This is a genomic window from Acinetobacter shaoyimingii (assembly GCF_011578045.1).
Lineage (GTDB): Bacteria > Pseudomonadota > Gammaproteobacteria > Pseudomonadales > Moraxellaceae > Acinetobacter > Acinetobacter shaoyimingii.
The window spans coordinates 1281034-1294024 of sequence record NZ_CP049801.1 but is presented as its reverse complement, the minus strand read 5'-3'; the positions used below and the strand labels follow the sequence as shown (position 1 = coordinate 1294024).

General features: G+C 35.5%; 6 protein-coding genes and 1 pseudogene. 2 read left to right on the top strand and 5 right to left on the bottom strand.

Going from position 1 to position 12991, the window contains the following annotated elements; translation table 11 throughout:
• Window positions 1-35: 35 nt before the first annotated feature.
• Window positions 36-1463: a cryptochrome/photolyase family protein gene (locus G8E00_RS05775; protein ID WP_166222588.1), complete on the top strand. Its 1428-nt coding sequence runs from the start codon at window positions 36-38 to the stop codon at window positions 1461-1463.
• 89 nt (window positions 1464-1552) lie between these two features.
• On the opposite strand, the gene G8E00_RS05770 is transcribed toward G8E00_RS05775, so the two are convergent.
• Window positions 1553-2011, bottom strand: a complete 459-nt coding sequence (locus G8E00_RS05770) for a hypothetical protein (protein ID WP_227591401.1) — start codon at window positions 2009-2011, stop codon at window positions 1553-1555.
• Between the two features lie 165 nt (window positions 2012-2176).
• Window positions 2177-2500 carry a hypothetical protein gene (locus G8E00_RS05765; RefSeq protein ID WP_166222583.1) on the bottom strand — a complete coding sequence of 108 codons (324 nt, stop codon included), beginning with the start codon at window positions 2498-2500 and terminating at the stop codon, window positions 2177-2179.
• Between the two features lie 295 nt (window positions 2501-2795).
• Here G8E00_RS05765 and G8E00_RS05760 point away from each other — a divergent pair, with 295 nt between their 5' ends.
• Entirely contained in the window at window positions 2796-3665 is an 870-nt protein-coding gene (locus G8E00_RS05760) for an IS982 family transposase (protein ID WP_166222581.1), read from the top strand.
• 120 nt (window positions 3666-3785) lie between these two features.
• Here G8E00_RS05760 and G8E00_RS05755 read toward each other — a convergent pair whose 3' ends face one another.
• The 3 genes and pseudogenes from G8E00_RS05755 to G8E00_RS05745 all read right to left on the bottom strand — a co-directional run bounded on the left by G8E00_RS05755 (window position 3786) and on the right by G8E00_RS05745 (window position 12530).
• Entirely contained in the window at window positions 3786-4223 is a 438-nt protein-coding gene (locus tag G8E00_RS05755; protein WP_166222579.1) for a hypothetical protein, read from the bottom strand.
• A gap of 15 nt (window positions 4224-4238) precedes the next feature.
• On the bottom strand, window positions 4239-9296 hold the full coding sequence (locus G8E00_RS05750) for an RHS repeat-associated core domain-containing protein (protein ID WP_166222577.1): 5058 nt from the start codon (window positions 9294-9296) through the stop codon (window positions 4239-4241).
• Window positions 9297-9307: 11 nt separating this feature from the next.
• A pseudogene (locus G8E00_RS05745) lies at window positions 9308-12530 on the bottom strand (type VI secretion system Vgr family protein).
• Window positions 12531-12991: the final 461 nt, after the last annotated feature.

The window sequence follows — 12991 nt, the reverse complement described above, 5'->3', positions numbered from 1 at the left end:
TCATGAAAATTATCTTTGAATATTGATTTGTAAGGATGATGATGCAACTGATTTGGTTTCGACAAGATTTACGCATTGAAGACCATACAGCGCTGTGGCATGCGACCAATTCAGGGCAAACCATTGCACTGGTCATTTTATCACCTGAACAATGGAAACTTCATGATGATGCACCCATCAAAATTGATTTCTATCTACGTCAATTAAAAGCGTTAAAACGCCAACTGCAAAAACTGAATATTCCACTCATCGTTCAAACGATTCAACTTTGGCAAGATGTTCCGCAGTGCATTTCAAGTTTATGTGAATCATTAAATATTGAGAATGTGCATGCCAATATAGAAGCTGGTTTTAATGAACGCTTAAGAGATGAAAATGTTGAAAAACAACTTCATCTCAATGGAAAGCAGGTTCATTTTTATCATGACCGAACCATATTTTCACTGGGTTCAATCCGTAATCAATCGAATCTGCCCTATCAGGTCTTTGGCGCTTTTAAAAAGAAATGTTATGAACAACTGAGTATTTCACTGCCTATTTTGTTTGATACACCCAATCCTCAAGCTCGAATCAAATTAGAAGAATTAACATCATATTCAACTGTGATTCCCCAAATTGAAGATATTTACCCAGATACTGTACTTTCAGAACGTAAGTGGAAAGTGAGTGAAGCACATACTTTAGAGTTGTTAGATGATTTTATTGAAAATCGACTTGTGCATTATCATGAGCAACGAGACTTTCCTAATATTCAAGGTACAAGCCAACTGTCAGCCTATTTAAACATGGGTATTATTTCTATACGTCAGTGCTTACATGCATTATTTCGTGAGCAACTTGGACATTTTCTTATTCAGCATCAAAGTCAACAGACATGGCTGGATGAGCTGTTATGGCGTGAGTTTTATCAGCATATTTTGTTTGATTTTCCTCAAGTTTCAAAGCATTGCCCATTTAAACCACAGACCGACAAAATTCAATGGCGACAAGATTTAGACGATTTAGATGCATGGAAATTTGGCAAAACAGGTATCCCCATTGTGGATGCAGGAATGCGTCAAATGCTTTCCACAGGTTGGATGCACAATCGTGTACGGATGATTACTGCAATGTTTTTGAGTAAGAATTTATTGATCGATTGGCGCTTAGGCGAGCAATGGTTTATGCAAAACCTGATTGATGGTGATTTGGCTGCCAATAATGGTGGTTGGCAGTGGTGCGCTTCCACTGGAACAGATGCTGTGCCCTATTTCCGTATTTTTAATCCGATTAGTCAATCTCTCAAATTTGATGCTTCAGGTGATTATATTCGTCAATGGATTCCTGAATTGGCACATTTAGATCATAAAACGATTCATGAGCCGTATGCAAAGCAGGCTGATTTGGCTTTGGATTATCCAAAACCGATTGTGGATCTGAAGCAAAGTCGTTTAAGAGCAATTGATGCGTTTAAGTTGATTTGATTTTTTTAAATTTATATTGATTGAGCTATGTATTTTTACTAAATCCATATCTGAGTTAGCTTAAGGATATGAATGTAAATAGATTAAACTCAATAATATTCAAAATTCATAAATACATAATATTCTCGATGAGGAACAGAAATTTTGATTTCACCCCAATCATAAACAAATAAATCACGATATTTTAATTTTTTATCAGGGGGCTTTCCTAACCCTTTTTTAAAGTCTTCCCTAAGTTTCAATCTGTCAATTTTTTGATCATATTCTGTAGCACCAAATCCAGCTTCTACACTCAGTCCATTATAAATAAAAGAGTTTGAATATAAACCACCATCTTTATACACAAACTCTACTGAAAATATATTTCCAAAAAAAATGATATCAAATCCACCATATTTATGAAAGCCATTGACAACTATTTGTTTTTGATAAAAATCAAATCCAAATGCTTTAATACTTCTTAAATACACTTTTTCATTGTGATAATCAAAAGGTGTATCATTAATCAATAAAGATCCGCTGTTTATATCTAAGGTAAGATTCATCATAAATTTATTGTTACATACCAGCTTAATTCTTTATTGTTTAAATCTTACTATAAAACTACAATTCAGAGATTTAATTTCGTAATGTATAACTATAGTTCCCCATATATATACATAACTTCTTCCTCTCCCAAATTCATCCTCAGTAAATTTCAAATAATCAGCACCTTAAACAATTTTATACAAATATCTTAAATTTTTCTCGTAATCATATGGATCAAAATCTTGGTTCTTCCGGTCGAACAATTGAAATTTTATAGAATTCAATATCTCTCCCTCAAAATTAAAGATGATATTGAAAATATTGTCTTCATATATAGCATCAACAAAATAACAAACTATACCATCGGCATTTATTTTTCTGTTCCAAGTAGAATCATCATAATTTAATTTTAATTCAGACTCATTGACTTTGGAAAAAATTGTGAAATTATTATCTTCATCTTTGAGTAAAATCTTTCCTTCTTCAAAATTAAGATTAACTCTATACATATTTCACCAATTTAAAAAACATAATAATATGAATGGTTATCTGCATATAATAGTTATACTATGATTTTTTTTGGAGCTCCATACCCCTCGTAAAAAAAGCTATTTTCTTATTTCAACTAAGAAACTATACATTAAACTCTATAGCTAAAGACATGTCTTGTATTACTGGCACTATCGTCATGATTATTCCATTCATCTTATATAACCCGAATCGCGGATAAGAAATTGACTTGAAAAATAGAAGGACTAGAGCCATCAGTTGAGTTACCACACCAAACTCACAACCCTAGTCCTAATGTTCAATAGTACCGAATTATTCTGCTTAATTGATGACTTTTTTCTACAATTTGAAGCAACTTATTGGAAATTTCTCAAGCAAGATGGCCAACTTTCAAGAATCCGAGTTGCTCAACTCAGTCTTTCAGAAATTATCTTTATTGCTATTTGGTATAAATCCTCTCATTTCACTAATTTCAAAGCCTTTTTCACTTGGTTAAAAGAAGATAAAAGCTATTTATTTAAGTACTTGCCTTGCTATCAAAGGATGATTCATCTGATCAATATGCACCAATTGGCTCTACACGCTTTGCATGTGGCGCTGATGAAAGGTCAAGAAACTCAATATTTATGGATTGATTCAACAACTCTTCCAGTTTGTAAAAATCAACGTATTCAACGCCATAAATCATTAGTCCAAATTGCATCACGCGGTAGAAGCTCAATGGGCTGGTTCTATGGCTGTAAATTACATATTGCGATGAATCAATTTGGTGAAATTACCTGTTCTGCTTTATCGAATGGACATGTTGCTGACATAAAAATGGTTGAGCAATTAGTTGATGGCCTAAAAGGAAAAATTTACGGGGATCGAGGCTACATCAGCCAAGAATTAAAGCGCAGGCTGCAAGTTCAAAGTATTGATTTAATTACTTATCATCGGAGGAACATGGAATCTGTTCAACTCAGTGCATCAGATGAATATCACCTAAGGCAACGCAATAAGATAGAAACATTATTCAGCTTATTGAAAGGGCAATATCATTTAGTGACGAGTAAAGCACGCAGTACTTATGGATTTCTTAGCGGAATTTATGCTTCGTTATGTGCATATCAATTAACCCATCGAAATAAGCCAACGATTCAAATTATGGAGTCATCGGCTTAAGCAGGATTCGGGTTATATATTAATCGATAATTATTTTCTTCTTCAATAAATATAGGACTATTTTTCAAATTCAAAACCAATATAATTCATAATTTACATCATAAATAAATTTAAGAAAAACTACTCCCAACGTATTGAAAAATATATATTTAAAGATAAATCACTATATAAAGCGATCACCCCCCAACTATAAAAATACTCAACATAGGGTTTTTCATCATCGAAATGTTTATTCAAAAAATTAGTTTTATCAAAATATGCTGTCAAATTACCCATCTTCAAATCAAAATCATCATAGGATTTATATATAAGTTTAAAATTAATTAATCTTAATTTTTTACTATTGTAAATCATACTCAAATGAAAATCTTCATTCAAAAAAGAAACATTAAATACAAAATTTTTCTCGTTATCATAGTCAAAAAAAGAATCATCAGATAATTCATTCAGGCAATTAATTTTATCATCTTCATTAATAAGACTACTTAAATTGCACTCAACTAAATTTTCTCTTACATATACATCACCTGTATTACAATTTAAATCTAAGCTATACATAAAAAATCCTTTAAATTATTTTAAGTCTAAATAAGTAGGAGTACTTCTCACTTTTCCTTTATCTGCATTTGTAACATAGAATTGAACAGCACCACCATCTGATATGTGAGAATTAGCTAAAGCCTTAGACTTAGCAACACACAGCCCTTTTGTAGTAATAAATTTATGCATTTGAGTTCTCATTGGTCGATCTTCACCTTTAAAATTATCTTTATGAGCAACTTGAACTGCATCATTATATGCTGCTGCTGTAGGGAATTTATTAATTTGGGTTTTCTGAACAAAAAAGTTTGGTGTATTTGAACCATGAGGTGCTAGAGCATAAAGCTGGGTGTGTTTGGGGATATAAACTACTTCCCAATCATCTTGCTTATTATATATACTTTTTTCACCTGGTTTCGGTGTTTGATAATCTTTTGCTAACAGTGCAGCCTTACTATTTTTACATGGGTCAGGACAAGGCTGTTTTTTCTTAGCTCTACCCGTATTTTTATTACCTGATTTACCTTGTGACTTATTCAATCCACGTGGATCAACCCACTCCACAGGATTCGGTGCATAAGCATAAACATTATGACCACCTAGAAGCCCAATAGGGTCTTTACTTATGAAACGTCCAACATTCGGAGCATAATAACGATGGCGGTTATAATGTAAATCAGTTTCTTTATCAAAATATTGACCTTGGAAACGAATGTTGTTTGTGAGTATCTCTGAATTTTCAAAGAAATTAGTTTTATCTTTGGATGTTTTCTCAGATACAAGCTCGCCCCAAGCTTTATATTGCGCTTTCCATACAATTTGCCCCGCATGGTTACTCAACTCTTGTGGTGTACCCAAATGATCACAATGATAGAAACATACTTCATCAAAACCTTGGGTTAGAATTGATTTTTTCCATAATGGATCTTTATGGAACTCATACTTATCCACCCAAACAGGGGTATCATGTACACGTATCTTTTCTTTATAAATCGCTTGAATCAGTGGGACAAAACTGTCTTTTTCATAAATATAATGCTTGGTGAACTTATCATTTGACTCATACGCCAAAGTATCACCATCCCAACCATATATAATATGTTGTTCTATACCTGTATGGTGGTGCTTACTCAACTTACTCATACGACGCCCCATGGCATCGTAACGATAATCAGCTGAATATTCAGCATTTCGGCTTCGAATTAATCGACCTAGTACATCCCACTCTAAATGTAAATCGCCCTTTGAAGACTTTTGTAGTACTAACTGACCATAAGCATCATACTGATATTGTTGATCCAAATATTCTTTAACGACATTGTTTATCAGTCGGTTATAGCCAGAAGCTTCGAGCTCTTGCTGCTCACTACGAATAGTATTTACACCAGATGATTGAGGATCAAGCAAATTACTTGCTGGGTCAAAACTAAATTTTTCAGTTCCTAATTTACTCGTTGCTTCAAGCAAGCGTCCCAAAGGGTCATATTTATAACGTAAATCGCCTCGACGGGTATCTTGAATGTGAACCAATTGACCCGATTTATCGTACTTATATACTCTCGATAAAAGTCGCTGAGTTTCTTGAATTGCATTTTTTTCTTGATTCTGTGAGGCATAACCATTTTCATGATCACGAATAATCGATTGCTCTGCAAGACGGCCTAATTCATCATAATGTTCAAATTGGCTTAATCCATTTGCATAATGACGAACAACTTCACGGTGTAAATCATCTCGCTCAAAACTAACAATATCTTCACCATTTAATGTCAGACCATAAACATGTCCTGTTCCGTAAGTAAGCCATTGTAGCTGTTGACCATCTGGACGTATTGTTTTTATTCGATCATCAATTTCATCATAAGCATGCTTCCAGACTGCTGTTTTTTGAAGCATATTATCTTGAATATGTTCACGTACTAAATTACCCACAGCGTCATAGAACCATTCAACTTTACTATCTGCATTTTTCGCTAAAATAATCTGACCATGGCTATTGTAAGCAAACTCTTCTTCTTGTTGATCTTCTAAATCTTGTCCTGCATAACCATAACCTGTAATGCGTTGTTCCAAACGTCCCATACTATCCATTACAAAATGCTGAATTCGATCTTTAGCATTTAAATTTGACGATGACTTCTGACCATAATTCATGGCAACTTCTATACTGGTTTTAAGCTCACCATTTGTTTCATCATATTCATAAATAGTTTCTTTACCATCAAAGTCGATCTCTTTAACTAGACGACCAACAACATCATAGAAAAATTCGAAAGTTGCACCATTTTCATTTGTCAGGCGTTTTAAACGATTTAATTTATCCCATTGGTATTTAATTTTAAAACCATTTGGATCAATACGTTGAGAGATAAAACCTGCCAAATCATAATCATAGCGTGTAACTTTACCAGTCGCGTCTATATGAACAAGTAAACGTCCTTCTTCATCATGAATGAAATTTTCTTCCAGCCCATCTGCATATTTAATTTTTTCTAATTGTCCAAATGCATTTAGGGGAAGATTTTTTGCATATGGGGTTCTTTCTTCAGTAGTAAAGTCACTATAGATATATTCAACTTTACTTTTGAGTGCATTCTCGACAGAAATCACTCTACCGCGATTGTCATATTGCCATTTTGTTTCTTTGCCTGAACAATCCGTATAACTGATCACATTACCTTGATCATTATATTTCAGTGATTTCGTTCCACCTTTTGCATCGATGATTTGTGTCGGTAACCCCATAGCGTTATAGCTATATTTCGTTTCTCGTTTTAAAGGATCAATCTCTTTAATGATATTTCCTTTAGCATCATATTCTTTTAACCATCTCCCTTGCTCTGCATCTACCATACCCACCATTTGATCTTTATCATCGTAAGCATAATAAATAGTTGAGCCATCAGGTTGAGACATTGATACCAAGTTACCATTGTCATCGAACTCATATTCAGTCACTGATGCATCAGTATCAATATGACGAATAACACGGCAACACTCATCTCGGAAGAACCACTCTTCTAATCCATCAGGATAAACGATACGGTAGGTATATCCATTAATATCATAGTAATATTCAGTTTCGTTACCATAAGCATCAATCACATAAGTTAGACGAATATTTTCATCCCATTCCAAACGAACTTCAGAACTACCATCATCTGCCCACTCATGAAATGCTTTTGAATTTGGTTCAATCCCATCATATTCCAAATTCATTCCACGACCTGTTAAGTCGGTATAACGTGTCAATAAATGATGATCATATTCATATTCATATTTAGCAGCATTTTCAGTGATTGCCTCAATCAAATCACCTTTTTTGTCATAGATATAACTCGCTAGTGGTCTTTTTAGGCTTCCTTTCTCAATTGACCAAATATCTTCTACTTTTCCATTCACATTAATTTTGAAACCAATATGTAAAAGAATCTGATGATTATGTTTGATTAAAATATCTGAAATATATGATTTATTATCAATAATATGATCATAACGAATAGCAGCAGTCATTCCATTTTTATATTCAATAACAGAAAGCCGATAAACATCTAAATATTTTTCAAAATAATGCTTTTCATCAGTTCCAAACGAAATCATTTGTACAGTATCTGAAATTACACTGTAGTAGAAACCCTCTTGTTGGTCATGAATACTATCTCCTACTTTTAAGTCTGCTAGTGAAATCGGTCTAGCATCTGCTCCTATATACTGTAATCCTTTTAATTTTTTAATTTCACCAATCTGACTATTTTCATCAGACATATACTCTGTTTTTGGCAAAATTTGAGTCGTAAATGGTGTAATCCATCGAGCTCCGAATACGCCATCATCTAATTGATATAGATTTGAAGCATATCTTCGAGAAAGAACAAAACTGGAAATTTCAAATTCGAACGCATCAACATGAGTTAAAAACTCCGTGCCTAAAGCATAAGTAATACTCTTTTTAGTTTTAGTTGTAGATTTTGATTTATTTCCATTTGCTCCTGTGGTATTCAACTCACAACTATCATTAGGATTATTTTTTGCATTTGCCTGATTTTGAATGGTTTCCAACTCACCATTTGGTCTTTTTTTATCTTTTTGTGTGGTTTGATTCTGTTTAATAGGTGCAGTTTTTTTACCATTTTTTTTCTTGAAATTTCTTGCAGCAACACTGAGTTTATCCAATAACCACGAAAAACTCATTGCTTTATTTGGATCTGCCAAAGGAGCCAATTTATTTGGGACAGAATTGCTAAAAGTTCTAAATTTAGTAATTTGTTTATTAATCTTTACTTTTGTATCAGCACTTATTAATTTTGTCGCCTGACCACCAACCGTATTTGCTACTGTCTTGTGACCTATACTTTGAGCACTTACGAGTAAAACTAAACCGTGTGATGCAGCTTTACCAGGATTACGTAAAATATCTGTTTTTGCTAAATTTTCAAAACTTTTTTTTGCAACATTTAAATCTTTATCTGTATCAAATAATTGTCCTGAAACAATTTTACTTAAGCCATTCGCAAAATTATTACCCAGCTCTTTACCTTTGTTTCCACAATCCGTGACAGTCTTCTTGACCAACGGTTGTGCTTTGTCCGCAAACTTATCTAATTCACCCGCCACTTTCTCATTTACATGATTTGTCAATAAAACAATAACCGTATCAGAAATATCCTTTTTTAAGTTTTGTCCTTTAAGTTTTTTTAAAGCCGGGCGAAGAGCCATCCGTGAAGCAGCCATACCCGGTGGTAGAGGTATAATACCCAATAAATCGATACCTAAATTTAACCAATCTGGAAACTCTGTTGTCGTTTTTTTTGTAATTTCAATAACGTCATATACAGCATCAGTTAAAGCTATAATGTTTCCAATAATGGGCAATGACCCAGCGACATTTTGTAATGTCTCTAAATCAACTATACCACCAGTATTATCCTTTAACCACTTATCAATTTTCTTTGTTCCAGCACTTACATCCGCAAGAGTAATGGTATTTAAAGGCGCTACTGCAACCATACCAGTGCCTGTTCTCACACTCTGTTTTTGTGCTGGAGTTTTAACGGCTTTTTTTGGAGTCGTAGTTTTAGGTGCTATGCCCATCTTATTATTCTCTAATTTGATGTATTTGTTAAACTCATCATGTTATACGTATTTGATGAATTGCTTAAAGTTTGTTTTTTATTCGATGTTTGTCTTAACGGATTATCAGACGTCGATAAATTAATATTTCCATTAATACCCGAAATAACATTTAAATCATCATTGGTAGGTAAAATATTAGTCACTTGATGGGTTATTTGTGAAGTAAGGTTATGCTGTACAGAAGATAATAAAGCTTTACTTCCACCTTCCTTCAATTGTTTTGCAGTATTCATCATATTCAAAACTGATGCTGGATTAGTGAGGATATTGCCTAGTATCTGCTTGGCTTCTTGAATTGCATTATTTGATACAGACTCACCACTGCCTTTCGTTTGCTGTAAATCAGGATCGTTTTCATTCGGCCACATTGGAGGTCGTTTAAAATCACTAGACTCATCCCAAGGATTTCTTTCATCATCGCCAAATATAACTTTTGCTGCACCTGTAGCTAATCCTGAAACTCTTACAAATCCTTTATCATCCAATTGACCTTTGAATTGTTGGCCTAAAGCATCAATTACGGTATAACTGCCCTGTTTAACAAATTCTCCATGTGCATAGTCGTGAATAAGCTCTAATACACCTTGACCACGCTTTGGTGGTGGAGGAAGTTTCGATAACACATTTGCTCCTGAGCCAGACATAAACAAATGCTGCCCTGCCCTAACCTCAAACTTCCCACCAGTCTTCGGAAAAATCCCCGATCCATTTAAAGTAATTTGTGAGCTAGCACCTGTAATCACAATCTCTTTCGGACTACTAATTTCAATTCGATCATCTGTCGATGAAATTTTTATTCCTTGCTTCGCCAGAACATCTAATGCATTCGACTGCGCTTGAATCTCAACTTTTCCTTGTGCTGCAATCACTCGCGCACCAGATTGTGCTGCAAACAGACTGATTTTATTTTGTGCCTGAGCAATCAGATTCTTCTGGGTACTCATATTAATACTGTCACCAGCGCTATAGTTAATTTGTGCATCAGCAGAGACATGAATGCTCTCTGGCGTACTCAACGCAATTCCATCTGGTGAGCTAAGTAAAAGTACAGCTTTTTCAAACTTGGCGATTTTTTGTTGAATCTGCGCTGCAAACTCTTTCAGTTGTTCAACCGATTCAATTTCATCAGTTTGTTGCTGTTTGGCAATATCACTTAATGCCTTAGTATTGGTCTGGCTGGCTTCTAATTGTTTTTTCGCTTCTTCTGCCGCTAAATGATCACCTTTTGCGGCATCCTGTTTGTAGGTCGAAACCAATAAACCTTCTCCAGCCCGAACTGCACCCCATTGATCCGTTCTCAGCTCGAAACCTTCGCCTCGGCCTTCACTCTCTGCTGTGTCTTTAGGGTGGCTTAAGTTACCTAGGTTGAGTTGTGTTGCCCCATGACTACTTTGTAGTTGGGTTGAGATTTGTCCTGTAGTGTCATCAAAACGGAGTTGACCAAAGCCTTCACCTTGAACTTCTTTGGAGCGAATCCCTGCTAACTTTTTGGTGTCGGGCAGTTGGCCTTTAATGTCAAATTTGGTTGGGCTACGTTGTGCTTCGTGAATGCGTCCCACCACAAATGGTCGGTCGATGTTGCCATCAAAGAAGTCGATCACCACAATTTCATTGATACGCGGTAAGAAACGTGCCCCATAGCCTTCACCTGCCCATGGAGTCAGTACATCCACCCAAGCAGAGTCAGTATCGTCATTATTTGAGCCTGCACCGCCATCAAACTGGTGGTCTTCGTTACGGGTAAACAAGAAACGAACTTTGATGCGTCCCCATTCATCCACATGAATTTCTTCACCCGCCGGGCCTACGACTTTGGCACGTTGTGGATGGGCTACTGGACGATGCGCCAGTGGGTTATATTCTGGAACCGTGGTGATGTTACGACGTTGCAGGATTAAGCTGTTGGCTTGGCGTTCGTCGTTTGGGTTGGTGCTGGTTGTGCTAATCAGGTTTGTGCTGGCTGCACCATTAAAACGGTTTTGCGTCCATTGGCTTTGTGCCAGTAATGCATTGATTTGATCATTCAGATCTTTGGGTAAGTTGTTCTGGTTATAGAAAGTCTTACCGATAATCAGGAATTCTTTGTCTGCACCACTGTGCTGATCGATTTCTGGATGTTCGTTAAATTCAAACCAATAACCCACCTGACTATCACGTACGGTAGAGGTCGCAATAAACTGTTTGCTTTGTGCATCGTAATAATTGCTGAGGTTTTGATTCAGTTTTTCAATTTGGCTGTTGCTAGATGCTGTGGCTTGGTCTTCACCGTTTAAGTCTTGCATCCACGCTGGGCTAAAGTGCCATGCTTGCTCTAAAACCTAAGCTGGCATTGTCTTGATTTTGACTGTGTTGATGTTTGCTTTGGACTGAACCTGCCCCTTCTTCTTGTTCCAGTACATCGGCTTGCCAGCGTTGTACATGAACTGCGGTCGGTTGTAAGGAGCGTTGTCCAATAAAACTGGTAATACTGTCGTATTGTTCAGTGGCGCTACTACGATGAAAATGAATATTACGACGCGCTAGTGCGTTGTATTGACTGTTGTCATCGATCAAACGTAGTTTTTGTGCTTCGATTGAAGCCGATGAATTAGGTACATTGAGTTGTGCTTCATCAATCAGCCAGTTAATGCCTTCACTGCGCATTAAACGAGTAAGGAAGTCGTAATCCGTTTCATTGCTTTGCATAATGAATGGACGGACATCGTACTGGTTTTTAAGTCCGCTGATATCAAGGCTTAAGCTAGAAGCGAATAATGGGCTTTTGTTTTGCCATTCCTGAAAAAGTGTATCGACCACATCCACCACGGATTTATTCATAAACACACGGCTATTGCGTCGTTTATGCCACAGTGAAGTTGGGTCTTCTAAGGTGAGTTTATATAAGGTGAGTGAACCGTCACTCTGCCCTTGAGCAGCTTCAGTAATAATGCCTGTAGTACGGAACAACTTGCCATTGTCTGTGACTTGATCGATCGCCACCTGGCTACCAATGAATTCTTTTAAAGAAATGGTGGCATTGGTCGACAGACAGATGAGTTCTGCCTTTAACCCCTCGTTTAAGGCATGTTGTCCGTCTATGCGTTGTAAAAAGACTTGGCTGTTTAAGTTGGAATTGGAAAATTGAACATGGATGGCACGTTTTTGTGCCGTTAGTCCCAATTGTTCTAAGGCCGAAAAGATATTGGCAAGCATCTTTATTGTCTTTTTTAAAGTTTTATATCCGCATATTTAAACAAATTTTAGCAACAATAAATATGCGAATCAGACGAAAAAATAGTGAATAAATGTAAATGAAATCTCGCTATTTAAATAAACTTTTTAAAAATAATGAGATAACAAATTCGAGAGATTATTTAACGATTGTGCAAGCCGAAAAAGATTCTTAGACATCACTTTCAATTCTTTTTGATTTTAACAATAGTCATTTGAATCGTTCTGTCTCAATGCGACTAAATGTTCATCCTAATATCCTTTTTACCCCAGATTCTTTATTTAAAACAAGAAATATCAGATATTTAAAACACAATAAAATTCACCATTCCGATATTGCTAAATGTTCATCCTTGCAATCGTACATTCTGTTTTACTATTCGCTTGAATTGCCGAAGTTTAAAATGTTATTGTAAATAATTATCATTTACATAAATTTTAAT

Coding starts and splice junctions, on each gene's coding strand:
- G8E00_RS05775 (WP_166222588.1), top strand. CDS start 36: ATGATGATGCAACTGATTTGGTTTCGACAAGATTTACGCATTGAAGAC.
- G8E00_RS05770 (WP_227591401.1), bottom strand. CDS start 2,011: ATGATGAATCTTACCTTAGATATAAACAGCGGATCTTTATTGATTAAT.
- G8E00_RS05765 (WP_166222583.1), bottom strand. CDS start 2,500: ATGTATAGAGTTAATCTTAATTTTGAAGAAGGAAAGATTTTACTCAAA.
- G8E00_RS05760 (WP_166222581.1), top strand. CDS start 2,796: ATGTTCAATAGTACCGAATTATTCTGCTTAATTGATGACTTTTTTCTA.
- G8E00_RS05755 (WP_166222579.1), bottom strand. CDS start 4,223: ATGTATAGCTTAGATTTAAATTGTAATACAGGTGATGTATATGTAAGA.
- G8E00_RS05750 (WP_166222577.1), bottom strand. CDS start 9,296: ATGGGCATAGCACCTAAAACTACGACTCCAAAAAAAGCCGTTAAAACT.